General features: G+C 69.8%; 30 protein-coding genes. 13 read left to right on the forward strand and 17 right to left on the reverse strand.

The genetic code is table 11. The features are described 5' to 3' along the window. Nucleotides 1–479 precede the first annotated feature (479 nt). The 6 genes from QSK34_RS28580 to QSK34_RS28605 form a co-directional block, all read right to left on the reverse strand. Nucleotides 480–1712: a hypothetical protein gene (locus tag QSK34_RS28580; RefSeq protein ID WP_285588446.1), complete on the reverse strand. Its 1233-nt coding sequence runs from the start codon at nucleotides 1710–1712 to the stop codon at nucleotides 480–482. Nucleotides 1713–2221: 509 nt separating this feature from the next. Continuing rightward, nucleotides 2222–2938, reverse strand: coding sequence for a maleylpyruvate isomerase family mycothiol-dependent enzyme (locus QSK34_RS28585; RefSeq protein WP_285588448.1), 717 nt, complete (start codon nucleotides 2936–2938; stop codon nucleotides 2222–2224). Next, nucleotides 2892–3428 carry an NUDIX domain-containing protein gene (locus QSK34_RS28590; protein WP_285588450.1) on the reverse strand — a complete coding sequence of 179 codons (537 nt, stop codon included), beginning with the start codon at nucleotides 3426–3428 and terminating at the stop codon, nucleotides 2892–2894. The genes QSK34_RS28585 and QSK34_RS28590 overlap by 47 nt, the downstream gene beginning before the upstream one ends. A gap of 9 nt (nucleotides 3429–3437) precedes the next feature. Then, nucleotides 3438–4088, reverse strand: coding sequence for a hypothetical protein (locus QSK34_RS28595; protein WP_285588452.1), 651 nt, complete (start codon nucleotides 4086–4088; stop codon nucleotides 3438–3440). 6 nt (nucleotides 4089–4094) lie between these two features. Further along, nucleotides 4095–4274: a hypothetical protein gene (locus QSK34_RS28600; RefSeq protein ID WP_285588454.1), complete on the reverse strand. Its 180-nt coding sequence runs from the start codon at nucleotides 4272–4274 to the stop codon at nucleotides 4095–4097. Nucleotides 4275–4392: 118 nt separating this feature from the next. Then, nucleotides 4393–4773: a nuclear transport factor 2 family protein gene (locus tag QSK34_RS28605; RefSeq protein ID WP_285588456.1), complete on the reverse strand. Its 381-nt coding sequence runs from the start codon at nucleotides 4771–4773 to the stop codon at nucleotides 4393–4395. A 23-nt stretch (nucleotides 4774–4796) separates the two neighbouring features. Here QSK34_RS28605 and QSK34_RS28610 point away from each other — a divergent pair, with 23 nt between their 5' ends. From QSK34_RS28610 to QSK34_RS28635, 6 genes are all read left to right on the forward strand, one after another. Then, a complete protein-coding gene (locus QSK34_RS28610) occupies nucleotides 4797–5501 on the forward strand; it encodes a DUF72 domain-containing protein (RefSeq protein WP_285588458.1) in 705 nt (234 codons plus the stop codon). Nucleotides 5502–5506: 5 nt separating this feature from the next. Next, nucleotides 5507–6145 (forward strand): class I SAM-dependent methyltransferase, encoded by a 639-nt coding sequence (locus QSK34_RS28615; protein WP_285588460.1) that lies wholly within the window; start codon nucleotides 5507–5509, stop codon nucleotides 6143–6145. A 79-nt stretch (nucleotides 6146–6224) separates the two neighbouring features. Next, nucleotides 6225–7190, forward strand: a complete 966-nt coding sequence (locus tag QSK34_RS28620; RefSeq protein WP_285588462.1) for a Dyp-type peroxidase — start codon at nucleotides 6225–6227, stop codon at nucleotides 7188–7190. Further along, entirely contained in the window at nucleotides 7187–7987 is an 801-nt protein-coding gene (locus QSK34_RS28625) for a family 1 encapsulin nanocompartment shell protein (protein ID WP_161482024.1), read from the forward strand. Before QSK34_RS28620 ends, QSK34_RS28625 begins: the two co-directional genes overlap by 4 nt. Nucleotides 7988–8077: 90 nt before the next feature. Further along, nucleotides 8078–8710, forward strand: coding sequence for a response regulator transcription factor (locus QSK34_RS28630; protein ID WP_161482025.1), 633 nt, complete (start codon nucleotides 8078–8080; stop codon nucleotides 8708–8710). A gap of 57 nt (nucleotides 8711–8767) precedes the next feature. Next, nucleotides 8768–9418 (forward strand): SRPBCC family protein, encoded by a 651-nt coding sequence (locus QSK34_RS28635; RefSeq protein ID WP_285588466.1) that lies wholly within the window; start codon nucleotides 8768–8770, stop codon nucleotides 9416–9418. Here the strand turns inward: QSK34_RS28635 and QSK34_RS28640 are convergent. Continuing rightward, entirely contained in the window at nucleotides 9415–10149 is a 735-nt protein-coding gene (locus QSK34_RS28640) for a GntR family transcriptional regulator (RefSeq protein ID WP_161482027.1), read from the reverse strand. The genes QSK34_RS28635 and QSK34_RS28640 overlap by 4 nt on opposite strands. 188 nt (nucleotides 10150–10337) lie before the next feature. Here QSK34_RS28640 and QSK34_RS28645 point away from each other — a divergent pair, with 188 nt between their 5' ends. The 4 genes from QSK34_RS28645 to QSK34_RS28660 are packed head-to-tail and all read left to right on the forward strand — an operon-like array spanning nucleotide 10338 to nucleotide 14198. Then, nucleotides 10338–11513 (forward strand): ABC transporter substrate-binding protein, encoded by a 1176-nt coding sequence (locus tag QSK34_RS28645; protein ID WP_285588469.1) that lies wholly within the window; start codon nucleotides 10338–10340, stop codon nucleotides 11511–11513. Then, nucleotides 11513–12361: an ABC transporter permease gene (locus QSK34_RS28650; RefSeq protein WP_285588470.1), complete on the forward strand. Its 849-nt coding sequence runs from the start codon at nucleotides 11513–11515 to the stop codon at nucleotides 12359–12361. Before QSK34_RS28645 ends, QSK34_RS28650 begins: the two co-directional genes overlap by 1 nt. Further along, nucleotides 12349–13143, forward strand: coding sequence for an ABC transporter permease (locus tag QSK34_RS28655; RefSeq protein WP_285588473.1), 795 nt, complete (start codon nucleotides 12349–12351; stop codon nucleotides 13141–13143). The genes QSK34_RS28650 and QSK34_RS28655 overlap by 13 nt, the downstream gene beginning before the upstream one ends. Then, entirely contained in the window at nucleotides 13140–14198 is a 1059-nt protein-coding gene (locus QSK34_RS28660) for an ABC transporter ATP-binding protein (RefSeq protein WP_285588475.1), read from the forward strand. Before QSK34_RS28655 ends, QSK34_RS28660 begins: the two co-directional genes overlap by 4 nt. On the opposite strand, the gene QSK34_RS28665 is transcribed toward QSK34_RS28660, so the two are convergent. The 8 genes from QSK34_RS28665 to QSK34_RS28700 form a co-directional block, all read right to left on the reverse strand. Next, a complete protein-coding gene (locus tag QSK34_RS28665; protein ID WP_285588477.1) occupies nucleotides 14125–14859 on the reverse strand; it encodes a hypothetical protein in 735 nt (244 codons plus the stop codon). The genes QSK34_RS28660 and QSK34_RS28665 overlap by 74 nt on opposite strands. After that, on the reverse strand, nucleotides 14856–15173 hold the full coding sequence (locus QSK34_RS28670; RefSeq protein WP_285588479.1) for a hypothetical protein: 318 nt from the start codon (nucleotides 15171–15173) through the stop codon (nucleotides 14856–14858). The genes QSK34_RS28665 and QSK34_RS28670 overlap by 4 nt, the downstream gene beginning before the upstream one ends. Further along, on the reverse strand, nucleotides 15170–16651 hold the full coding sequence (locus tag QSK34_RS28675) for a hypothetical protein (RefSeq protein ID WP_285588481.1): 1482 nt from the start codon (nucleotides 16649–16651) through the stop codon (nucleotides 15170–15172). Before QSK34_RS28675 ends, QSK34_RS28670 begins: the two co-directional genes overlap by 4 nt. A gap of 361 nt (nucleotides 16652–17012) precedes the next feature. Next, on the reverse strand, nucleotides 17013–17450 hold the full coding sequence (locus QSK34_RS28680; protein WP_285588484.1) for a VOC family protein: 438 nt from the start codon (nucleotides 17448–17450) through the stop codon (nucleotides 17013–17015). 40 nt (nucleotides 17451–17490) lie between these two features. Next, on the reverse strand, nucleotides 17491–18123 hold the full coding sequence (locus QSK34_RS28685; protein WP_161482034.1) for an alpha-ketoglutarate-dependent dioxygenase AlkB: 633 nt from the start codon (nucleotides 18121–18123) through the stop codon (nucleotides 17491–17493). 30 nt (nucleotides 18124–18153) lie between these two features. Then, a complete protein-coding gene (locus QSK34_RS28690; RefSeq protein WP_285588486.1) occupies nucleotides 18154–18735 on the reverse strand; it encodes a DUF4291 domain-containing protein in 582 nt (193 codons plus the stop codon). A 12-nt stretch (nucleotides 18736–18747) separates the two neighbouring features. Beyond that, nucleotides 18748–19467: an aspartate/glutamate racemase family protein gene (locus QSK34_RS28695; RefSeq protein WP_285588488.1), complete on the reverse strand. Its 720-nt coding sequence runs from the start codon at nucleotides 19465–19467 to the stop codon at nucleotides 18748–18750. Next, nucleotides 19464–20918 carry an NCS1 family nucleobase:cation symporter-1 gene (locus QSK34_RS28700; RefSeq protein WP_285588490.1) on the reverse strand — a complete coding sequence of 485 codons (1455 nt, stop codon included), beginning with the start codon at nucleotides 20916–20918 and terminating at the stop codon, nucleotides 19464–19466. The genes QSK34_RS28695 and QSK34_RS28700 overlap by 4 nt, the downstream gene beginning before the upstream one ends. Before the next feature lie 96 nt (nucleotides 20919–21014). On the opposite strand from QSK34_RS28700, the gene QSK34_RS28705 reads away from it, so the two are divergent. Together QSK34_RS28705 and QSK34_RS28710 are read left to right on the forward strand one after the other, a co-directional pair. Continuing rightward, nucleotides 21015–21587 carry a helix-turn-helix domain-containing protein gene (locus QSK34_RS28705; protein WP_161482037.1) on the forward strand — a complete coding sequence of 191 codons (573 nt, stop codon included), beginning with the start codon at nucleotides 21015–21017 and terminating at the stop codon, nucleotides 21585–21587. 33 nt (nucleotides 21588–21620) lie between these two features. After that, nucleotides 21621–22346 (forward strand): hypothetical protein, encoded by a 726-nt coding sequence (locus QSK34_RS28710; RefSeq protein WP_285588492.1) that lies wholly within the window; start codon nucleotides 21621–21623, stop codon nucleotides 22344–22346. Nucleotides 22347–22429: 83 nt separating this feature from the next. Here QSK34_RS28710 and QSK34_RS28715 read toward each other — a convergent pair whose 3' ends face one another. After that, entirely contained in the window at nucleotides 22430–23209 is a 780-nt protein-coding gene (locus QSK34_RS28715) for a hypothetical protein (RefSeq protein ID WP_285588494.1), read from the reverse strand. A gap of 23 nt (nucleotides 23210–23232) precedes the next feature. Continuing rightward, nucleotides 23233–23736, reverse strand: coding sequence for a SigE family RNA polymerase sigma factor (locus QSK34_RS28720; protein ID WP_161482040.1), 504 nt, complete (start codon nucleotides 23734–23736; stop codon nucleotides 23233–23235). A 112-nt stretch (nucleotides 23737–23848) separates the two neighbouring features. On the opposite strand from QSK34_RS28720, the gene QSK34_RS28725 reads away from it, so the two are divergent. After that, entirely contained in the window at nucleotides 23849–24487 is a 639-nt protein-coding gene (locus QSK34_RS28725) for a hypothetical protein (RefSeq protein ID WP_285588496.1), read from the forward strand.

Raw genomic sequence — 24487 nt, forward strand, 5'->3', positions numbered from 1 at the left:
CACAAAGTCCAGGCGTTGCGGGCCACGGTACCCGGATATCGGTGGTGGCGGAACTTAGGTGACCCGCAGGCTATGGACCTGGCCGCACTGATTGGTATACAGGGCGATGTGTTCGAAGCAGTGGCTGCCCACGCCGCGAAGCTAAGCGGCATGGGCGCCCAAGAGAAGCCGTGATCGAAGATGACTGTGGGCCTGTTTTCGTGCCTTCTCCTCGGCCGGGCCATCGAGGGGCCGTCTTACCCGCAACGGCCAGGAGCTCAATGCCACGAACAAGCTGGAAATGAGGTTATGGCCTGTCCGCCCATGCCGACGATAGCCATACCCAGGTCCATGCGACCACCGATCAGTTTTCGAGTACCTGCCCATGATCAGCGCTTGTTCTGCTGCCAGGGCCATTCGCGTCCGTATCTTCGTTACGGCGACTCGGTATAGAGCATCGTTGAGTAACCGTATCTGGCCCCTAAGTAGCGATAGGTATCTCATCCGAGGAAGCGGTTGGCGAAATGCCACTCAAAGTAGCTCCGACTACCATCGGTAAATGATCCGCACGAACGTCCAGCAAGACGGGTAAGTTGATTAGCGAGGGCTCCATCGGTCGGTGGCACTACAGTCACGATCTTGCCGTCGCTGCCAACTGAGATGTAGCCGGTCTCGTAGAGGGCGTCACAGCCGAACTGGCAGGCGAGCATCGCTACATGCTTATCCAGGCGTTCATCATCGCTGCAGAGGCTGCGGAGTTTGATGTGCGCAGTGATGAGAAAACGGACGGGGTAGGTTTCCCCGCAGATGGAGCACTCGGCTTCAGCGGCTGATCCGAGCAGCGATTGGCGAAGACTTGCTTGCTCTCGACGTTGAGTCGCTGTGGTCGGTCGGTTCAGGTCACCGTCGAAGTACAGAGACTGATCGCAGCCTTCGGCCGGCCCAGTTTTTCCTGGAGGTCGGATCGCAACCGACGGTGGCCTTCCTTCGATAACTTCTGCACTGGGCAACGTCATTAGAGCCGCTCCGATGAAGGAGCTGCGGTGGCCGATCTTGTCCGGGTCGATCGACACTCGGCCGTTCTTTCGAAGCAATCTGAGCGCGAAGTCAACCTCGGCGATCGAAACCAGCTGGCCGTCGGGTGACCTATCCGTCGCGACGCGAGCATAGGGCGGCTGTACTTCGAGCACGCGGTTGTGTCGGCCTTTGATAGTTGAGATGTCCCGACCCAGGAGTCGCCGCAGCAGGTTGGTCGCGTCGTCGTGCGCTTCGGCAGGAAGAACTACTGGCTCGAACCGATCACCGAACCTTTCCAGGAAGCGGTCACCGAATTCGTCATCCACGCGGAAGAGATAGCCCTGGTTGACGCCACCGTCCTTCTTGAATGGGCCGCCTGGTGAAGAGTGCTCGGTGCGCCAAGCCTTCGGGATCTCATCTCGGTGCACGGCGCGGGTGGCCTGACGGTAGGCCACGCATATAAGGCGACCGTCGTCCTCCCAATCGCTTTGCAGGTCATTCGGGCGGCGGGCATCGACCGCTTCGGCAGTCACCAGGCTCAGCGCGACCACTCTCTGGGAGGCGTAGTGAAGCACCGTGTCGTTGACACGCACCTCCGTCATGGTCGTCCAGTGCGACTTGCGGTTTCCGTTTTTATCTGCTTTGGGCGCCCACAGGATGCCGGCTGCGAGCTCCTGATCGAACGTGTGCCGCTGATTCACCCACCAGATTGCCACGCAGGAGATCCCTTCTCGTGTGAGGGGACTCAGCGTAAGGGCTATAACCGACATTTCATGACTAGACCGCTTTGGGTATGTGGGGGCGGGAGAGACTGAAAGCCCCGGATGCCGTGGCTTGGGTTGATGAGCATGAGACGCCCGACACCCATCGCGAGCGGCTACGTCTCCGCCGACCTGGGCGCCATTCAGTCACCGATCAGAGCCTCCACCGAGCCCGGAGGGCTTCACGGTGACGCGTACTGCGGACGGGTGCTCGGCCGACAGAGGCCGGCTGACCTCGGAGGTGGATGGTCAGCGTGGTAAATCAGCGAAGGCGCGGATGAATGAGTCGTGGTGGACATCCAGGTGCGGACGGCCTATTCCGTGTCCGAGGCTGATATACGGGCGGACAGCGGGCCGGCCGACCGGACCTCCTCGAGGGCGTCCCACTTGTCCAAGAGGGCGGCGAGGCGAGAAGGCGCCGCCGTGGCTGGTGAGGAAGTCGGTCGGTCTCATGTCGTGGTCTTTCAGAAGCGGGTGCGTTCCCGCCACGACGTCCAGATCCCCGCGTCCCCGAAGATCTCCAGATCCCCCTCCCGCCGGTTCACCAGTGCCAGGAACAGGTCGGCCGCAGGCCCCCTCACCGCCAGGTCGCCCTTCCCGTGCCCGACCTCCCAGACCACCCGGTCCTCCTCGCCGCGCAGCATCCACTCGCCGGGGACGTCGGTCGTGTGCAGGTGGACGGTCACCCCGGGGTCGAGGGTCGGGCGGGAGGAGGCGACGGTGTCGATCCACTCCTCGATGCCGTCGGCGGCGACGTCGGCCGACAGGTCGTAGGGCCGCCCCAGGGCCAGGGCCGCGTCGGCGCGGTGGACGGTCGCCTCGTGGAGGCGGCGGCGCACCCACCACTCGGCCGGACGGGGGCCCAAGAACGTCCACACGTAGGTGTCGGCGCCGATCGCGTCGACGGCGTCCCGCAGGATGCGGGGGCCTTCGCGGAACCACGCCAGCGCGCCTTCGGTGTCGGCCGGGGGCTTGCCGTCGCGGACCTCGCGGGGGTCGAGGTATTCGCCGACGTGGTCGCTGATGATCTGGGCCGACCAGCGGTCGCCCCGGCCGACGTGGCGGAAGAGTTGCTTCAGGGTCCAACCGGGGCAGGTCGGCACCTCGGTCGCCGGGTCGGCGTCGCCGACGAGGTCAGCGAAGCGGGCGTTCTGGTCGATCAGGGCGGTCATGTGGTCCATGGGCACGATCATCCCTGGTCGGCTCGCCGTCCGACAGGAAGAGCAGGCCCGGACCCGGGTGGCGGAGCGTGGAGCGGATGCGGCGGGCCAGCGCGGCCTCGGTGAGGCCGGCGATCTCGTCGAGTGCGATGAACCGGACTTCGGCGATCTCGCCGTCGGTGAAGCGGATCTCCGCCACCTCGGCGGCGGTCAGGACGCCGCCGTCGAAGATGAAGTGCAGCAGCGCGCGGCGGTCGGGGCGGGCCGGGCGGACGTCGATGCTGAGCAGCTCGCCCACGGGGCGGTCGAGGCCCAGTTCCTCTCTCAGTTCGCGGCGGGCCGCCGCCGCGGGGGTCTCGCCGCTGCCGACCTCGATCACCCCGCCGGGGATGTCCCAGTCGTTCTTGTACGTCGTCCGCACCAGCAGCACCCGGCCGTCTTCGTCGGTGAAGAGCACACCGGCGGCGGAGACGGCGACCGGGAGCGCGGCATACCACGCGGGGAGATTCACCGGCCGATGCTACAGCCGCCGCGCGGGATGGACCCCGACGTTCACGACGGACCTGTCACCCAACGTCCGGGAGAGTTCGACGGTGAAGGGCGTGGGCGGGTTGCCCTGGCAGGTCGCCCCTCCGTGTTTCGGCCGGACCGCCACGGCGACCCGCACCTCCTGGTCGGTCTCCTCCAGTTCGACTAGTTCAACTCGGCCCGCCGCCGGCTGGCCGCTCGCGCACCCCCGTTCGGTGACCAGCAGGTTCAAGTGGGTGCCCGACGACGAGCCGAAGGTGAGGTCGGCGTCGTCGAGGCCGGGGAAGACCCGGTGCAGGGAGCAGCGGGTGGACCGGCGCAGGTGCCAGCCGTCGTTCGCGCCGAACCGTTCGATCAGCAGGTACTGGTGGGTGCTGTCGCCCAAGTCCGCGGGGACGGGCTTCTCGATCTCGCGGATCAGGGCCACCCGATCGGAGCTCTCCTCGACGATGTGCCAGTCCTCCAGATCGGCGGGGGCGCGGACTTCGGTGCCCTTGAGCGCCGCCTGCCCGTCGGCTCCCAGGCGTGTCGCCGGTGGACCGGTGAGAGCGGCCAGGGGGACGGGTTCTCCGTTGCAGGCATACGTGGAGGCGGGGGCGGGGCAGGAGGCGGCCAGCAGGAGGAGCGGCAGGATTCGCTTCATGGTGTTCTAGACGTATCCGGAATGCGCGCGGGCGCAGTCGGAGCAGCGGGTGACCGCGGACCGCTCCAGATTTCCGGTGTTCGCCCGCAACGGCTGGTCGGAGCTGATCCGCTGCCACACGCCGAGCGCGGGGGAGGACACCCGGCCCCACTCCCGCGCGAACACCTCAGGCGGGGGGAAGTGCACGCACGCGCCCGGCAGATGGGCGAATCCGATGGGGGAAATCAGAATTTCGGGCGGAGGTGAGGTCCGGACCGGAATTCCGCCGCACGAACAACCTTCTCCCACGATGAGGTCGCAGCGGTCACATCGAATTCTCGACATGTTCGGGATTATCTGACATGTGCCAATAGTCGCGGGTCGCGACGGCAAATCCCGCCGCGTCGAACGTCACGAACACGCAGCCCGCCAGGTCTCCCTCCCTCGCGCGCACCCGGAACTCGATCGCCGCCGTGTCGCCGTCGACCAGCGGCTCGCCGAACCGCACGTCGAGCACGTCCTCCTCGGAGAACGACCACGTCAGATACTCCCTGAGCGCGTCGAGGCCGCGGTGCGGCTCGCGGAAGGGCATCGAGTGGTGGACGATGCCGGGGGCGTACAGAGAAAGAAGCAGGTCGACGTCGTGGGTGGCCCAGCCGGTCTGCCAGGTCCGGGCGAAGCGGCGGGCGATCTCCCTGGTGTTCACCCGCCGAAGCCTAGGCTGAGGGAATGTTGGTGGGGACGTCCGGCTGGCAGTACGCCGATTGGCGCGGGGTGCTCTATCCGCCCGGCCTGCCGCAGAAACGCTGGCTGGAACACTACGGCGAGGAGTTCGCCACCGTCGAGAACAACGGCGCCTTCTACCGGCTGCCCCGGCGGGAGACCTTCGAGGAATGGCACGACCGCACGCCCGGCCATTTCGTCATGGCGGTCAAGGCGAGCCGCTATCTGACCCACGTCAGACGCCTCAGAGACCCGAAGGAGCCGGTCTCGCGGCTGATGAGGGTGGCCGAGGGGCTGGGCGACAAACTCGGCCCGATTCTCATCCAGCTTCCGCCCAATCTCCCTTACGAAAGAGACGCCCTCGACGACTGCCTGAAATGTTTCCCCAAAGGCGTCGAACTGGCCGTCGAACCCCGCCACGAATCGTGGTGGAACGACGACCTGCGGCGGACCCTCGAAAACCGGTCCGCCGCCCTCGTCTGGGCCGATCGGCTGGGCAGGATCCAGGGCCCGCTGTGGCGGACGACGACCTGGGCCTACCTGCGCTTCCACGAAGGAACGTCGAGGAAGAACCCGCCCGAATACGGCGACCGCGCGATGAAGACCTGGCTCGAACGACTGCCCGGCGACGCCTACGTCTACTTCAACAACGACGCCACCGGCGCGGCGGTCAGAAATGCCCGCCGATTCCAGAAACTGGCGACAAAATAAGACGTATGCACATCGTCGGCCCGGGCCGCATGAGGCTGCTCGGTCCGGCCGAGTTGGACGCCTCCTCGGTCGTCGCCAACAACGCCATGAACCGGGGCCGCCGCCTGCGCGGCTACTCGCGTGAGCTGGGACTGGACCTCGCCGCGACCCTCAGCGGGAAGACGTGGCTGGACCTGTGCTGCGGTGAGGGTCATGCGCTGGCCGAGGGCGCGCTGCTCGGCGCGGACGTGATCGGGGTCGATCTGGTCGACCATTTCGCCGTGCCGCCGGGAAAGGGCCTGGAACTGGTCGTCGCGTCGATTCCGGGCTGGCAGCCGGGAAGGGAATTCGACTTGGTCACCGTCGTCCACGGCCTCCACTACCTCGGCGACAAACTCAAGGTCCTCGCCGACATCGCCGGATGGCTCACCGAGCACGGCAGGTTCGTGGCCAACTTCGACGTCGCCTCCGTCGAGGCCGGATCGCGCCGGAAGCTGCTGGCCGCCCTGCGGAGCCAGGGGTTCGGCTACGACCCCAGGAACAGACGCATCTCGCGGACCGGCCCCGCCGTGGTCGAGTTGCCCTACGAATACCTCGGCGCCGACGACACGGCCGGGCCCAACTACACCGGCCAGCCGGCCGTCGTCTCCCACTACCGGGCATAGACGAACCCGTACCGGATCAGGAGGTTCGCCTGCCGTGTCCCGGGCGACGCCTTACGGAGTGGAGGACCATAGGAGCGGCGTGCAGGCGGTCCTGGGCTCGCTCAGCCCGGCGGCCGTCTTCATCGTGGCCACGATCAAGCCGACGGGTCACCAGGCGGTCAGGGACCTGGGCGAAGACCTCGCGGGGCTGCTGCGCACGGTCGGGTTCCGGTCGCTCGACCCGGGGTTGTCGTGCGTGCTGGGGTTCGGGTCCCAGTTCTGGGACCGGCTCTACCCGGGGCTGCCGAAGCCGCGGGGGCTGCACCCGTTCCAGGAGATCCGGGGTGCCCACTACGCGCCCTCGACGCCGGGCGACCTGCTGATCCACATCCGGGCCAACCGCCACGACCTCTGCTTCGAGCTGGCCATGCTGATCATGAGCCGGATCCGGGACGCGGTCGCGAGCGCCGACGAGGTGCACGGCTTCCGCTACTTCGACGCCCGTGACCTGCTCGGCTTCGTCGACGGCACCGAGAACCCCACCGGCGACCTGGCGTCGGAGTCGGTGCTCATCGGCGACGAGGACCCCGACTACGCCGGCGGCTCCTACGTCCTGGTCCAGAAGTACGTCCACGACCTGGCCACCTGGAACGGGCTCGCCACCGAGGACCAGGAGAAGGTCATCGGCCGCCACAAGCTCTCCAACGTCGAGCTCGACGACGACGACAAGCCGCCGAACGCGCACAACGCGCTCACGGTCATCGAGGAGGACGGCAGGGAGCTGAAGATCCTGCGCGACAACATGCCGTTCGGCAACGCCTCGCAGGGCGAGTTCGGCACCTACTTCATCGGCTACGCGCGCAGCTCCGCGCTGCTGGAGCACATGCTGACCAACATGTTCATCGGGGACCCGCCCGGCAACTACGACCGGATCCTCGACTTCTCCACTGCGCTGACCGGTTCCCTCTACTTCGTTCCCTCAGGTGCCTTCCTGGAAGACCCGCCCGAGCCGGTGCGGTCGGGCCGGTTGATCATCGGAGACCTCAAGGGAGTGCCGCAGTCATGAACAACCTCCATCGGGAGCTGGCCCCGATCTCCGGCGCCGCCTGGGCGCAGATCGAGGAGGAGGCCGCCCGCACCTTCAAACGGCACATCGCCGGACGCCGGGTGGTCGACGTCCACGGCCCCGGGGGGACCGAACTGTCGGCCGTGTCGACCGGGCACACGACCCCGATCCAGCCGCCGGCGCACGGCGTGCAGGCCTGGCAGCGGGAGGTGGCGCGGCTGGTCGAGCTGCGCCGGCCGTTCGAGCTCGACCGGGAGGCGGTCGACGACGTCGAGCGCGGCTCCAACGACTCCGACTGGCAGCCGGTCAAGGACGCCGCCGCCGCGCTGGCCATCGCCGAGGACCGGGCCGTCTTCGAGGGGTACGCCCCCGGCCACATCTCGGGCGTCATCCCGCTCAGCGCCCATGCGCCGCTGGTGCTCCCGGCCGACGTGCGGGGCTACCCCGACGCCATCGCGCAGGCGCTCGGCATCCTGCGCATGGCCGGGGTCGACGGCCCCTACTCGGTGCTGCTGTCGGCCGACGCCTACACCGGGGTCGCCGAGACGGCCGACCACGGCTACCCCGTGCTGGAGCACATCCAGCGGCTCGTGTCGGGCGACATCATCTGGGCCCCCGCGATCAGCGGGGCGGTCGTGCTCACCACCCGGGGCGGCGACTTCGACCTGCACCTCGGGCAGGACGTCTCCATCGGATATCTGAGCCACACCGACTCCACGGTGACGCTCTATCTCCAGGAGTCGTTCACCTTCCTGCCGTACACGGCTGAGGCGGCCATTCATTTGACGAGTCCCTAATTGGTTCTTCGGCAATTATTGACAGGTCAACGGATACCCACCAGTATTGCCCGGACGGGGCGGGGGCCACAGCTTTAAACACGGGGAGACATGCGGGTATTCGTCGTGGACGAAGATAGTCAGACCGCGGCCGAGATCGAGGCCGCGCTGGGGAAATCCGGTTATTCGGTCACGGTCGGTTCCGACCGGACGGCGACTCTCGGATATGACGTCGTCTTTCTCGGCGTGCGGGGCGACGAGGGGAGCGCGGCCTGCCGGGAGATCCGGCGGGTCAGCGACGTGCCGATCATCGTGTTGTCGGCCCGCGACGACCGGGCCGAACGGGTCCGCGGGTTGCGCGCCGGCGCCGACGACTACCTGGTCAAACCCCTCTGCATGGACGAACTGGAGGCCCGCATGGAGGCGGTCCTGCGGCGCACCAGGGGCGGCAAGACCGACGTGCTCCAGGCGGGTGACATCCAGATCGACGCGCGGCGTTATCTGGTCTGGCGCGACGGCCGGAATGTGCCGCTCACGCCGAAGGAGTTCGCGTTACTCCGGCGGCTCGTGCAGACGCCCGGAGAGGTCGTCACCAAGCAGACCTTATTGCTGGAGAACTGGAAGGACCTGAGCCGGTCGGCGGCGCGGACTCTCGACGTCCACATCGCGCATCTGCGCGCCAAACTCGGCGAGCCGAATGTCGTGGAAACGGTGCGCGGAGTGGGGTACCGGTTGCTCCCCTGAGAATCCTGGCAGTTGTTGCCAGGAGCGTTCCAACGGCTTCTGGGGTGTGATGTGCCCATGAGAAAGAAGCCGTTCCGGCTGTTAAGCGCTCCACTGCTCGCCCTCACGATGGTCCTGTCCGTCATGAGCTCGCCCGCCAGGGCCGACTCCGACCCGCTGATCGCCCTTCAGTGGGAGCTGGCCCGCACCACGTACACCCTGGTCGAAGCCCTGAACCACCCCAACCCCGCCCTCGGCCGGGCCGCCCGGTCGCAGAGCATCTCGGTCGACATCGCCGCGCCGCGCGACCAGGTCTTCGCGATCTACTCGAACTTCGAGAACCACATCGGCGCCAACCCGCTGCTCCAGCGGGTGGTCGTCCACTCCGACACCACCGCCGACGGGGTCCGGACCATCAACCAGACCGCGATCGAGAACACGCCGCTCCAGCCGGGGCTGCCCGCGACGCCGATCAACACCCACGCGCAGCAGCGCATCAATGCGGCCGGCTACTTCTACGAGGTCGACTCGTGGACGCTGCCCAACGTCATCACCCACCAGACGATCACCTTCGAGGACCTCGGCGCGGCCGGGACCCGGGTGACCGAGAACCTGAGGTTCGAGGCCAGCGTCCTGCTGATCGACTACACGGTGTCGCAGGGCGTCATGGCCCACCAGGGCATCCAGTCGGTGTTCAAGCAGCGCATCGAGAGCGGCTACTACGGCTAGTCCCGCGGGTGCACCGCCAGGGCGCCCGCCGCGTTGCGGATCGCGAACGTCACGCTGCCGGCCCGGTAGCGGTCGTCCGACCACTCCGCCGGGCGCCCTTCCCGCGTCGTGGTCACCCGCCGCTGCCGCAGCAGCGGCCCGCCCCGCCGCACTCCGAGCAGGCGGGCGTCCTCGGTCCCGGCCGCGACGGCGTCGATCAGATGCTCTCCGTACGCGAACACCAGGCCCTGCGACTCGTAGAGGGCCCGCGTGACCGAGTCGCAGTCGGCCGGTAACCGCTCGACCGACGGGGCGAGCCAGCCGGCGTACACGGTCCGTTCCAGCAGCACCGCGACGCCGTCGAGGCGGCGCAGCCGCAGCACCTGCAGCACCGGATCGCCGGCGGCCAGCCCGAGCCGGGCCGCCTCGGCGGCCCCGGCCGTCCGGCGGCGCTGGCCGATGACCTGGCCCGTCACCTCGTGCCCGGCGGCCCGTGCCCACTCCGCGAAACTGTGCAGCACCGCGAAGTTCTGGCTGCGTTCGCGCCCCAGCACGATCCGTCTGGCACCCTGGCGGGAGCCCACCAGTCCTTCGGCGGTCAGCACGGCGACGGCCTGGCGGATCGTGCCCCGCGCGACCTTGTGCCGGGCGGCCAGCACGGTCTCCGAGGGCAGGGGCGCGCCGACCGGGAGCTCGCCGCCGAGGATGGCCGCCCGGAGCTCGTCGGCGATGCGCGCGTAACGCGGATGCACAGGCGCTCCCCGCTGTGTGTGTACAGGTCCGGCTCAACCGTACGGTCGACGAATCGTCCGGAAAAGTAGGGGTTTAGCCATTTGACGAATGGTCTCCGACTGTTCACCGTCAGGACGGTGGCGGGCGATGTGGTGTCCCTAGCTTGTTTGGACAAGTTCTGTGCACATCGCTCCAGTGGGAGTTCACCGTGGTCTCTTCCCGAGTCCGTCTCACCGGCCTCACCGCCGGTCTGCTGATCGCCGTCGCGGCCTGCGGGTCCGCGCCCGGCACCGAGGCAACCTCCACCTCCTCCGCCGCCGCCCCGGGCGGCGCCGCCGCGGTCGACGCCCGCACCGCCACCTCCGCCGCCGACTTCGGCGGGATCGACAAGCTGTACGAGGCCGCCAAGGCCGAGGGCAGGCTGCACGTCATCGCGCTGCCCCCGGACTGGGCCAACTACGGCGAGATCCTGGCCGCGTTCAAGGCCAAGTACCCCGGCATCGAGATCGAGGAGGAGACCCCCGACGCCTCCTCCGCCGACGAGATCAACGCGGTGAAGACGCGCAAGGGCCAGGACCGCGCCCCCGACGTCCTGGACATCGGCCAGTCGTTCGCGATCAGCGGCGCCGCCGAGGGCCTGTTCGCGCCGTACAAGGTCGCGAACTGGGACAAGATCCCCGAGGGCCAGAAGGAGCCGACCGGCCTCTGGTTCAACGACTACGGCGGCTACGTCTCCATCGGCTGCGACGCCAAGAAGATCGCGGCCTGCCCGCAGACCTTCGCCGACCTGCTCAAGCCCGAGTACAAGGGCAAGGTCGCGATGAACGGCAACCCGACCAAGGCCGGTTCGGCCTTCGCCGGCGTGTACGCCGCCGCGCTGGCCAACGGCGGCTCCTTCGACGACATCCAGCCCGGCATCGACTTCTTCAAGAAGCTCAAGGACGCCGGCAACTTCAACCCGGTCGAGACGACGCCGGCGACCATCGAGAAGGGCGAGACCCAGATCTCCATCGACTGGGACTACAACAACGCCGCCTACGCGCCGATCATGGCCGAGAAGGGCCTCGACTGGAAGACCGTCATCCCCACCGACGGCAAGTACATCTCGCTCTACGCCCAGGCCATCAACAAGGACGCCCCCCACCCGGCGGCCGCGCGCCTGTGGCAGGAGTTCCTCTACAGCACCGAGGGCCAGAACCTCTACCTGAAGGGCTTCGCCCGCCCGGTCCTGCTGCCCGCGATGATCGCCGACGGCTCGGTCGACCAGGCCGCCTCCGCCGCCCTCCCGCCGGTCGACGGCGAGCCGACCTTCCCGACGCCCGACCAGGTCACGAAGGCGAACGAAGCCGTCGCCTCCGGCTGGGGCGCCGCGGTCGCGGGCTGATGGCCGGTCTCACGGGTTCCCGGCGCCGCGGTGGCGGCGCCGGGTGGCTGGCGGCGGCGCCCCTGCTGGTCGTCACCCTGATCGCGTTCGGCATCCCGACGGTCGTCCTGGTCGTCGGCGCGTTCTCGGTCAAGGGCGGCGGGTTCGGGTGCGAGAACCTGTCGGCGACGATGCGGGAGCCCTACCTCGGGGCGTTGTGGAACAGCGTCACGTTGTCGGCCGTCGTCGCGATCCTGGGCGCGGTCCTCGGGGCGTTCCTCGCGCAGGCGGTGCTGACCTCCCGGTCGGGGCTGCTGCGGGAGGCGGTGCTGACCGCGTCGGGGGTGCTGGCCAACTTCGGCGGCGTGCCGCTGGCCTTCATCTGGATCGCCACGCTGGGCAACTCCGGCGTGGTCACCGCCGCCCTCGGCCTCGGCTCGGGCGTGCTCTACAACTTCTGGGGCCTGGCCCTGGTGTACCTCTACTTCTCCGTGCCGCTGATGGTGCTCGTCATCGCCCCCGCGCTCGACGGCCTCAAGCCGCAGTGGCGGGAGGCCGCGCTCAACAACGGCGCGTCCACCTGGCAGTTCTGGCGGCACGTCGGCATCCCGGTGCTCGGGCCCGCGCTGCTCGGCGGGGCCGTGCTGCTGTTCGGCGGCGCGTTCGCCGCCTACGCGACCGCCGCCGCGATGGTCGGCGCGTCGGTGCCGCTGGTGACGCTGCAGATCGCCGACGCCCTCACGGGCAACGTGCTGATCGGGTACGAGAACATCGCCCTCGCGCTGTCCCTCGACATGATCGTGATCGCGCTGCTGGTCATGGCCGTCTACCTGCCGCTGCAGAAGAGGAGCTCACGATGGCTGGCGTGACGTGGCGGCGGCTGACGCTGGGCGTGGCGGCGGTCTACTTCCTGGTGCCGCTCGCCATCGCGGTCTGGTTCACCGTCTACAACGAGTCGCGCGGCTTCTCCCTCGGCGCCTACGGCCGGATCGTCTCGGCCCCCGGCTTCGGCGAGAGCCTGCTCAAGTCGCTGCTGCTGGGCGCCGCCGTGATCGTGCTGGTCCTGCTCCTGGCGCTGCCGGCCCTGCTGGCGGTACGTCTGGGGGCCCCCGGCCTGCGCCCGGTGCTGGAGACCATCACGACGCTGCCGCTGATCGTGCCCCCGATCACCTACGTGGTCGGCATCGCCAACGCGCTGCGCGGCGGCACCGACGCCCTGGCGGCCACGCCGTTGTGGCAGACCCTCATCTCCATCCAGGACGAGAACTTCCCCGTCGTCCTGGTGCTGGCGTACGTCATGCTCGCGCTGCCGTTCGCCTACCGTTCGCTGGACACCGGCCTGCGGGCCGTCGACGTGCGCACCCTCGTGGAGGCGGCCCGGAACCTGGGCGCCTCGTGGCCGTACGTGCTGTTCCGGGTGATCCTGCCGAACCTGCGCTCGGCGGTGGCCGGCGCCTCGTTCCTCAGCCTGGCGCTCGTCATGGGCGAGTACACGATCGCGGCCCTGATGGGCTACCGCACCTTCCCGGTGTGGATCGTCACCGTCTCCGGCAACGACGGCCAGCTCTCGGTGGCGCTGTCGGTGCTCAGCCTCGGCCTGATCTGGTTGCTGTTGCTCACCCTCTCGGGGGCGGGAAGGAAGTCGAAATGACCGTTGAACTCCGTGAGCTGCGCCGCTCGTTCGGCGGCACGGTCGCCCTCGACGGCCTCAGCCTGACCATCGAGCAGGGCGAGCTGATCGCCTTCCTCGGCCCGTCGGGTTGCGGGAAGACGACCGCGCTGCGCTGCGTGGCCGGGTTCGAACGCCCCGACACCGGCGCCGTGTTCATCGACGGCGCCGACGTCACCCGCGTGCCCGCCAACCGGCGCGACGCCGGGATGGTGTTCCAGAGCTACTCGTTGTTCCCCAACCTGAACGTGCGCGACAACGTGGCGTTCGGGCTGCGGGTCCGGCGGCGGCCCGCCGGCGAACGCCACAACCGCGCCGCCGAACTCCTGGAGCTCGTCGGCCTCGGCGGCTTCGGCGAGCGCTACCCCCACCAGCTGTCGGGCGGCCAGCAGCAGCGGGTGGCGCTGGCCCGAGCGTTGGCCCTCCAGCCGAAGGTGCTGCTGCTCGACGAGCCGCTGTCGGCGCTCGACGCCAAGGTGCGGGTGAACCTCCGCGAGGAGATCCGCCGCCTCCAGCTCGAACTCGGCATCACGACGATCTTCGTCACCCACGACCAGGAGGAGGCCCTGTCGGTCGCCGACCGGGTCGCGGTGCTGAAGTCGGGCAGGCTGGAGCAGGTGGCCCCACCGGCCGAGGTGTACGACCGCCCGGCGACCCCGTTCGTCGCCGAGTTCGTCGGCACGATGAACCACCTGCCGGGCCGCGTGTCGGGGGAGACCGTCGAGGTCTTCGGCCAGACCCTCCCGCTCGACGGCACCGCCCCCGGCGAGGAGGTGGACGTCCTGGTCCGGCCTGAGGCTGTGCGGGTCACCCCGTCGGGCGACGGGCGCGGGTTCATCCTCGCGTCGTCGTTCCGGGGCTCGATCGCCCGGCTGCGCGTCCAGCTCGACGGCGGCGGGGAAGTGCTGGCCGATGTCCCGGGCCATGAGGCGGTCCGCCTCGCGCCGGGCCTGAAGGTCGACGTCACGCTGGTCGAACGCCCGGTCCTGACGGCTCCCCGCTCTGCGGTGGCCGCTCCGGTCGAACCGGTTGCCTGACCCCAAGAGGCCGATCGCCGCTCTGGCGATCGGCCTCGACGGACGTCCGCACGAGCCACCACATCTGCGTGACCAGCAGGACTTCGAGCGGTATCGCCACGATGAACCACGAGTGCGCGAAGACCCCGCCGATGACCAGCACCGCGCTGTAGGCCCAGCCGAGCCAGAGCACCGAACGGCGCCACCGCCCGTCCATGGTCTGGGCCAGCAGCACCAGCGCCACCCAGAACCACGAGATGGGTGTCTCGGCGGGGTAGACGACCACTCCGACCAGGCCGAGGAACACCCGGGCGACCAGCGGTGCCGAGGTCAGCAGGACCGGCAGCATGACCGGCACCGCCAGTTCGAGCACGACCTCGACGGTGAGTTCGACCGCGCGTGGCAGCGGCAGCAGGTCGTCCAGCTCGACGAAGTTCGCGAACCCCAGCCAGACGGCCACACGGAAGCAGCGTTGCCGCACGTCTCGTGGCCAGCGGGCGCGCAGCAGCACCCACGCCACGTGGGCGCGCGAAGCGAGCAGCAGGACCAGCATGACCCCGGCGATCCAGTGAACCGGGAGCTCCGGCCACAGGGATCTCCAGGTCGTGACCTTGAGGGCGAGGGTGTACAGCGTCGCCGCCACCATCAGGCCGTACACGAGGAACCCGAGGAGCCGCCTCACGCGGGCACGACCTCCTCCACCGGGCGGCGATCGGCCTCGCGGGCGGTGCGCAGCCACCAGATCAGAGTCAGGACGCCCAGGTCCATGGCCACGCAGACATGGACCGGCCGCCGCGACCACCGGACCCCGCCGTCACGGGAGCGGCCGTCAGGGGAGCACCGCCCACCCGGCCGCTCCCACAGCGGCCAGGCGTTGAGCGCGCCCCGCACGAGCGTCTGCGGCCAGAGGAGCGCGGACATCGGCATATGGCCCGACCCCGTGACGGGGGCGAGATGCCGGAGGTCGCCGGGGGCGACGATCCAGACCCGGATCACTTGTGCACGACCACTCTCGCGGAGCGGCCGGGGAAGGTGACGATCAGGTGCTGCTCGGCCCGCAGGCCCTCGACGGTCAGGTCGCGGGTGTAGACCCGCATGTGCTGGCGGCCCTCGCCGATCTCGTCCATGAAGTTCGCGTCGAGCCCGCGCAGCGCCACGGAGCCGTGGGAGAGCAGCGGGACCTCGACGACGCTCCGCCACTCGTCCGCCCGCAGGGGCGGCGCCTGCTTCAGCGTCTTGTACGTCAGGCACACCCCCTGCACCCCCGCTCCGACGGTGACGGGTACGTCGTCGAGCAGGCCGGGCGGGCCGTCGTGGAGGCGTTGGGTGACGACCCGGTAGCCCTCGCCGGGCTTCTCCAGCAGGTAGGGCATGGTGGGGAAGTCCCCGCGCGACCGGACGCGCGGCCAGGGGTCGGCGCAGGCCGCGTGCATCGCGTCCACCACGGCACGGCCGAGCAGCAGGCCGGGTTCGACCTCCGCGACCCTCTCGGGGCAGAGGTAGACCAGCCTCTCCATGGTGCCGCCGTAGAGCGTTTCCGCGGCGCAGAGGTTCCGCCCGTCCGCCAGCAGCTCGGCGTCGGACCGCTCGTCGTACTGACCGGCCAGGCACAGGTAGGCCTTCTCCCGCTCGTTCGGCGGGGTGGCGACGTACTCCTGCCCGAGCAGGGTCCAGGGCTCGCACCCGGCCGCGAAGTCCGGTGGGTCCTCTTCGCCGCTCGTCAGTTCGTTGACGACCAGCGTCTCCACCGGCGCACGCATCGCCGCCACGACCACCGTCCCCGCCACCACCGAGGCCAGCACCACCGCGCCCATCCGGAACGCGAGCGGCGCTGTCGTGTGGTCGCGGCTCAGGTCGGCGGCGGTGTGGGCCAGCCACAACGCCTGGACCACCGCGAAGGCGCTCAGCAGCAGTAACCACCGGCTCAGATCGACGAACGTCGTGAACTGACTGGGCAGCATGCTCATCACGCCGGCGTGGACGAGCGCGGCCAGTCCGAGCCACCGGGTGAGCGGGCTCCACCCGCAGAAGACCTGGAGCAGCACCACCGCGATCGGCCACCCGACCGCCGCGCCGGGCAGGTCCAGGACGACCGCCACGACGAGCGAGGCCACTCCCGCGACCGCGACGACCACCCGGACCGCCAAGGGCGCCTGGCGGAACACCAGGGGCGTCATCACGACCACCGGAAGGGTCAGCAGGAGGGCGGCGTATCCGGCGATCGGAACGGCCAGGGCCACCACGACCAGGGCGGCGTTCAGGTAGAGCAGGACCCGCAGCACCCGCATCCACAGCGGACCCTCGAACGGAGGACGGACCAGCACCGTCCAGATCAGCCAGCCGCGTAACCCGGCCGCGACCAGCACCAGGAGGACCAGCGTCAGATCGGCGGGGTCATAACGCTCCCCGAGGGTCGCGAGGAAGAAGACGTGCCAATCCCCGGTGATTATCGCCCATGCGAGAGCACCCAGCATGGCGACGGCGTAAATGCCGACAATTACCGTCGCAATCCGAATTGTCACGTCATTCCCCGACTATTGACGGCAGGGCGACGATCGTAGCGCGAATACATCCAGACGAATGTCGTCATTCAGCACGCCTTGGGAATTCGGGCCGGCGATAACGACATGACCCATTTCGCTGCGCGCCGACGGCGATGATCCGGCGGCCACTGCTTCCGGAAACGTCGGTGTGCCCGCGGGCCATGGGCGGTGTTGTCCCCTGCGCGTCAGGTGTGGCGGTGTCCCCCGCGTGTCAGATGCGGCGTTGTCCTCCCACGTCAAGTGCGGCAGGATCCCCCGCCCGTCAGGCCGGTGATGGTTTCGCCGGTCTGGCTCAGCGGCCGGGCAGGCGGGTGGTGATCTCCTGCAGGTACCAGCCGTTCCCGTCGGGGTCGTCGAAGGACAGGAACGAGCCGTAGCTGGCGCGGTCGGGGGCCGGGCCGGGGAGCCGGGCCTTGCCGCCGCCGTGGTGGAAGACGCCCCCCTCGTCGTGGAACACCTCGCTCGGGTTCGCCCCCCGGTCGGCCAGTTCGGACCGCGCGGCCTCGATGTCGTCGACGACGAGGTGCAGGCCCCGGGCGGAGCCGGGGGGCGCCGAGGTCACGCCGGTGCCGAAGATGATCGAGCAGGGGGAGCCGGGCGGGGTGAACTGGACCACGCGGAAATCGTCTCCGGTGGCGAGGTCGGCGTCTTCGCGCCAGCCCAGCGCGGTGTAGAAGTTCTTCGCCCGGTCCACATCGGCGACGGGCAGGACGATGACTTCGAGCTTCATGTCCATTGTCGATGTCCCCTTTTCGATATCCCCCGAGAGGTCAGCGGACCCCTCTCACCCGGAACTGGATGCTGATCCGCGGGCCCAGCGCCTTCGCCGACTTCGGGATGGCGTGTTCCCATGTGCGCTGGCAGCTGCCGCCCATGACGATCAGGTCGCCGTGGCCCAGGTCGTGGCGGATGGTCGTGCCGCCACCCTGAGGCCGCAGCAGCAGCGCCCTGGGCGTGCCGACCGAGACGATCGCGACCATCGTGTCCTCGGTCGAGCCGCGGCCGATGCGGTCGCCGTGCCAGGCGACGCTGTCGCGGCCGTCGCGGTAGAGGCACAGGCCGGCGGTGCGGAACGGCTCGCCGAGCTCCTCGCGGTAGTGGTCGTCGAGCATCGCCTTGGCCTGGTCGAGCAGCGGGTCGGGCAGGGGCTCGCCCTCGTCGTAGAAGGCCAGGAGGCGGGGGACGTCGACGACGTTGTCGTACATGCGGCGGCGTTCGGCGCGCCAGGGGACGGTGTCGGCGAGGCGGGTGAAGAGGGCGTCGGCCCCGGAGATCCAGCCGGGGCGGACGTCGATCCAGGCGCCGTCAGACAGAAGGGTGCGGTGGACGTGGCCGCCGAGCGGCCCCGGCCCTTCGTGGTCGGCCGTCGCGTCGAGCAGCGACGGCTGGAACACAACGCTCATAACTCGCCAGGCTATCAAACACATGTTCGATCATGAGGAAAGCCCGCAGGTCGCGGCGATGTCCGCCGGGAGCGGGTAGGGGCGCTCCACCGGGAGTTCGGCCGCGCGGGAGCCGGGGTCGAGCGCGTGCAGCCGGTGGGCGAGGTCGGTCACGTCGTCGATCCCGACGATCCACTCGTCCACATACCGGTCGACCGCCTCGCGCGACAGGCCCATCTGGAGGGAGCGGTGCGGCAGCGCGTGCAGGGCGGGCGAGCGCTCCGGGTCCCACTGGACGCGGACCGGCCGGTGCCGGGTGGCCGTCCACTCCGCCCGGTCCCTGTGCACGGAGGAGTCGAAGTGGCTGAGCCCCGAATTGGCCAGCGCCCACTCGAAGCCCTCCCGGGTGATCCGGATGGCCAGCACCCGCTCCTGGCCGGGCTTGGTCGCCCAGCCGGAGCGGTACATCATCCACAGGAACGACGGCTTCACCCAGGTCATCCGGTTCCTGTTGTAGCCGGGCGCGAACCGGCCGTGGATGGCGGCGTACTCGCCGATCTCGGGGTTGTAGGCCTGGTAGACGGTGATCGTGTGCTCGTCGTGGCGGGCCCGGATCTGCCGCAGCGGAGTCATGCGGGGAAGTTCTCAGATCGGGCGTTCCGCCCGCAACGCGAATTCGGCCAGCAGGCCCGCGTAGGGCTTCGGCGGGGGAGCGGCGTACTCGCCCTTCCTGCTGGTGGTGAGCCCGAGCCGGACCAGCGACTCGGCCAGGGTGACCGCGGCCTGGACCCCGTCGATCACCGGGGCGTCGATCCTGCGGGCGATCTCCTTCGTGTACGCCCCCATCCCGGCGCACCCGAGCACGATCGCCTCAGAACGGTCCTCCCGGAGAGCGGCCTCCGCGACCTCCGCGACGAGGTCGCACGCCTCGTCGTCGAGGTCGAGCACCGGGATCTCGCACGCGTGCACGCCCCGGCAGGCCGCCGCGCAGCCGTAGCGGTCGGCCAGGTCGCGGGCCCGCTGGACGGTCCGGCCCAGCGTGGTGACCACGCTGAAGCTCCGGCTGACCAGGGTGGCGACGCGCATCGCCGCCTCGGCGAGGCCGACCACCGGGCCGTCGGCGACCTCGCGGGCGGCGTCCAGGCCCGGATCGCCGAAGCAGGCGATCACGTAGGCGTCGGCGCCGTGCAGTTCGCTCAGCACGCCCGGCACGGCCAGCGCCTCGTCGTAGTGGCTCTCGATCGAGGCCGGTCCCATGGCGGGGCTGACCGCGGTGACGTGGGCCGCCACCTCCCGGGCGCACGCGCCGATGGTCTCGGTCATGTCCCGGGAGGTGTTGGGGTTGATCACCTTGACGTGGATCACACGAGGATCCGGGGGTTGCGCCGTTCGAACACGATGAAGGCGGCGAAGCCGAGCCCGCACCCGATGAACCACGAGTAGTCGGCGATCCACAGGCCCGACCCGATCAGCTTCGGCACGACCACCGACAGGATCGCCGGGATCCCGCTGGCCAGCATCGCGTAGATCGCGTTGGGGTTGTAGCCGCCGCTGAAGTAGTAGCGGCCGGTCGGCGACATGGTGAACATGGCGTCGACGTCGACGAACTGCCTGCTGATCACGTAGTAGCCGGCGATCAGGATGCCGAACAGCGGCCCGATCAGCGCGCCCAGCACGCCGAGCGTGTAGTGGATGGCGTCGGGGTTGCTGTACCAGTTCCAGGGCGTCAGCAGCACCGACCCGACCGCGGCGATCATGCCGCCCATCCGCCACGAGATCTTCTGCGGCGACACGTTGGAGAAGTCGAACGCCGGGGAGATGAAGTTGGCCACGATGTTGATGCCGATCGTGGCGATCACGAAGGTCAGCCCGCCGAGCAGGATCGCGAACGGCGTGTCGATCCGCTCGACCGTGTGGATCGGGTCGGTGATCAGCTCCCCGAACACCGGCACCGTCGCCGAGGCGGTGATGACCGTCAGGATCGAGAAGAACAGGAAGTTCACCGGGAGCCCGAGCAGGTTGCCCCGCTTGACCGCCTCGAACGACCTGCCGTACCGGGAGAAGTCGCCGAAGTTCAGCATCGGCCCCGAGAAGTACGACACCACCAGCGCGATCGCGCCGAGCATGACCGGGATCGACTCGGCGAACCCGAGGCTCTCGCCCGCGCTCAGGTCGAGCGAGATGTTCTCCCACCCGGCCTCGCTCACCAGGTAGACCGCCAGGACGACCATGACGACGTACACGGCGGGACCGGCCCAGTCGATGAACCGGCGGATCGCCTCCATGCCCTTCCAGAACACCGCCGCCTGGGCGACCCAGAGGATGGCGTAGCAGATGTAGCCCAGGGGCGAGAGCCCGAGGAAGGTCGTCTCGTTGAGCGAGGCCGTCGACGGCCAGAACTTGAGGAAGATGATCAGCAGCGACTGCGAGGCGAGGTAGGTCTGCACCCCGTACCAGGCGATCGCGATGGCGCCCCGCACGATCGCCGGGATGTTCGCGCCGAGCACCCCGAAGATCGCCCGGTTGATGACCGGATAGGGCACGCCGGTGACCTGGCTGGGTTTGGCGACCAGGTTGCAGAAGACCTGGACGATGACGATGCCGACGAGCAGGGCCAGCAGCACCTGCCACGACGCCAGCCCGAGCGCGAACAGCGAGCCCGCGGTGACGTATCCGCCGACGCTGTGCACGTCGGACATCCAGAATGCGAAGATGTTGTAGGACGACCAGGTCTGGTTCTGCAGCGGAGCGAGGTCCTCGTTGGCGAGGCGGGGGTCGTAGCCGGGTTTGATGAGGCCTGTTCGGACGTCGGTCATCGCGGCTTCCTCGGGGGGTATGCTGGTGTTAAGCAATGACTTAACGCCCGCTCCGTTTCGGTGTCGTTAACCCGTTGTGACAATCGGTAAGGAGCCATGGACGCCGAGGCCCTCGGAACCGAACAGCTCGGGGCCCGGCTACGTGAGCTGCGCCGGCGGTCCGGGCTCTCCCTGCGCGCCGTCGCCAGGGCGCTCGACATCTCCCCGTCGGCCGTCTCGCAGATCGAGCGCGGCCTCATGCGCCCGTCGGTCTCCCGCCTGATCGCCTACGTGACCGCCATCGGCGTGCCGCTCGCCGACGTGTTCGACCCCGCCGACGTGACGCCGGTGGCCTTCGCCGTACGGCGGGCCGGGGAGGTGGCGCCCATCCTGCTCAGCGGCGGCATCACCTTCCGCCGCCTGTCGCCGTCGCCCACGCCCGACGTCGAGTTCTTCGAGTCGACCTATCCGCCGCTGTCGATCTCCAACGCCCACGGCCAGTTCCTCAAGCACGACGGCTACGAGGTCGGCACCGTCACGGCAGGGGAGCTGACCGTCGAGTTCGAGTCGGAGACGGTCACCCTCGGCCCCGGCGACTCGGTGACCTTCCCGTGCGACCGCCCCCACCTGATCGGCAACCGGTCCGACCGGGTGACCGCCGTGGCGACGTGGCTGATCGTGCACCGCTGAGAACCTTTTCCCGGGCGGGCCGGTAGCAGGGGTATGACACGACGAATTCTGGCCGCCCTGGCGGTCGTCGCCGCGGTCCTGCTCCCGGCCGTTCCCGCGAACGCCGGCGCGTGGGCGGTGACGGAACTCGACACGTTCCCCCAGTCGATCGAACCCGGGGCGACGTACACGATCGGATACTGGGTGCTCCAGCACGGGACGCACCCCTTCGAGGGCCCCGAGTCCGACATGCGGACCGGCCTGCGGCTCACCCAGGGGTCGAAGGTGCTCGACTTCCCCGGGACGCCGCTGCCCGAGCCCGCCCACTTCGCCGCCACGATCCAGGTGCCCGAGGGCACGTGGAAGCTGGAAGGGGTGCAGGGCATCTTCCCGCCGTACAACCTCGGCCGGCTGACCGTGCCGGGTGGTCTGGAGGTCGCGCCCCCGCCGTTCCCCAGCCAGACCGGCGGGACGGTCACCGACCACTGGGGGCCGGTGAAGCCGCCGGGCTTCCCGTGGGACGCCAAGCACGTCGTGACGGCGGGCACCACCGCCACGGCCCCGGCTCCCGCCCCTTCGCAGTCGGCGGCGCCCGCCCCGGCCGCCGCAGCCGCCCCGGCCCCGCCCGCCCGCGCCGACGACGGCCTGCCGTGGGGCTGGGCCGCCGGCGGCGCGGCCGTGGGCGCGGTGGCGGTCTTCCTCGCCGGGCGGCTGCGCCGGCCCCGGCCGGTTCCGCCGGCCGGCGACCGGGAGGACACGTACGTGATCTCCCGCGGCTGACCGGCGGCACCGGGGCGTGCCGCACCGCCTCCCCCGCCGTGACGGGGGAGGCGGCTCTCACGACGCTCGGCGTCGTCGAAGCGTCACGGCTTCACGGGCGACGCGGTGCCGACGGGCTTGGGGACCCCACCGGCGTGCTTGTCGCCGGGCTCGGTCGTGATCTGGTCCTGCGGCGGGGCCTCGACCGTCACGGCCGTGCCGAAGTCGCCGAACTCCATCACGTTGGTGTGGTTCTCGGCGGCGAAGGTCACCTCCAGGCGCCTGATCCGGTCCTGGTCGTCGATGTCGACCAGGCCGGAGACGCCGTCGGGCAGCGTGAAGGCGAACCGGGCGCCGGTCCACCCGTCGCCGGACGCCGGGCCCTGCTCGGTCACCTCGGTCGCCGCCCGGAGCCGGCTCAGCGCCGCCGGCGGGTCGAGCGGCATGAGCTTCACCAGCCCGACCACGGCCGGCGCCTGCCGGAGCTCGTCGTCGAAGCGCGGCCCGGCGAACCACTTGGCGTCGCCGGGGTCCTTCCCGTACACCGTGTCCCCGACGAACCGGGTCTCGGCGCCGTCGTTCCTGACGATGACCCCCACCCGCCGCTCGGGGTCGAAGGCCCCGGTGAAGGTCTTCGCCCCGGACACCGTCTCGATCCGGTAGCTCTCCGACGACGTCGTGTCGACCGCCGCCATCACCTGCGCGTTGGCCGACGGCGTCGTCCCCGGCAGCACCAGGACCACCGCCGTCGCGGCCGCCGCCGCGGCGGCGGCGACCGGGAGCCACATCCGGCGCGGACGGGGGGCGACGGGTAGGATCCGCACGCCCGGCGGGCGGTCGGCGCTGGCCTCGGCCAGCAGGGTGCGCAGTTCGTTCTCCGGCATCAGAGCCTCCTCGTGTCGATCGTTCACCGGAGCACACTCCCTTCGTCCTCGGTCCGGTTGACCAGCTTCCGCATCGCCTTCAGCCCTCTGTGCACGTGCGCCTTGACGCTGCCCACGGAGCACCCCATGAGCCCGGCCACCTCCGCCTCGGACAGGTCGGCGAAGAACCGCAGCACCAGCGCGGTCCGCTGCCGCGCCGGCAACCGCCGCAACGCCGCCCGCACCTCCTCGGCCACCACCCGCCCCTCCGACAGGTCGCCCGGCCCCGCCGTGTCGGGTAACTCGGCCCGGGGGATCTCCCGCCGCCACCGCGCCCGCCACCACGACCGATGCGTGTTGACCATGATCTTCCGCAGGTACGCGTCCGGCCCCGCCGTGGTGTCGAGCCGGTCCCACACCGCCAGGAGCTTCCCGAGCGAGGTCTGCACGAGATCCTCGGCCGCGTGCCAGTCTCCGGTGAGCAGCACGGCGGTCCTCAGGTGGTGGTCACCCCGGCGGCGGACGAAGTCCGCGAAATCCGCATCCACCCGCGCTCCCTTCGTTTGTCCGGTTGTCTGCCGCTCCCGGACACGCCGCGAGACCGCCCCCCGGTTGACAACCACACCGGAACCTTCCGGCCCGGACCCGGGTATCAGGGACATGATCCGAAGAATCGCCTGCCTGCTGGGCGTGCTCTCCCTGCTGCTCGTCCCGGTCCCGGCCGCCGCCGGAGGGTTCGCGTCCACCGAACTCGACCCGATCCCCGAGATCAGGCCCGGCGTCGCCTACACGATCGGCTACTGGGCGCTGGCCCTGGGCACCGAGCCCATCACGGACGAGGCCTTCGGCGAGACCACACTCCGCTTCAGCCGGAACGGCGAACGGTACGACTTCACGGGCACCCGCCTCGCCGAACCCTCCCACTACGCCACGTCGATCATCCTGCCCGCCGGCGAGTGGAAGGTCGAGGCGCTGCTCGGCTACTACGGGCACGACGAGATCGGCACGCTGACCGTGCCGGGCGGCCTGACGCTGTCGCCGCCGGAGTACGACCCGATGCGGGTGGCGGACATGCCCGACCCGTGGGGCGCGGTCAAACCGCCGGGTCACCCGTGGGGGACGCCGTTCCGGCCCGTCCCGGGGGTGACCCCCATCCCGAAGGCGGCCCCGGCCGCCGTGCCGAAGACACCGGCCTGGCCCTACGCCCTGGGCGGGCTCGCGGTGGCCGGCGGCCTGGTGCTGCTGCTCAGAAGAAGGCCCGCCCGTCGCGAGCCGGAGGAGGTCTTCGTCATCCGCTGA

The sequence above is a fragment of the Herbidospora sp. NBRC 101105 genome, from assembly GCF_030269205.1.
GTDB classification, from domain to species: Bacteria; Actinomycetota; Actinomycetes; order Streptosporangiales; family Streptosporangiaceae; genus Herbidospora; species Herbidospora solisilvae.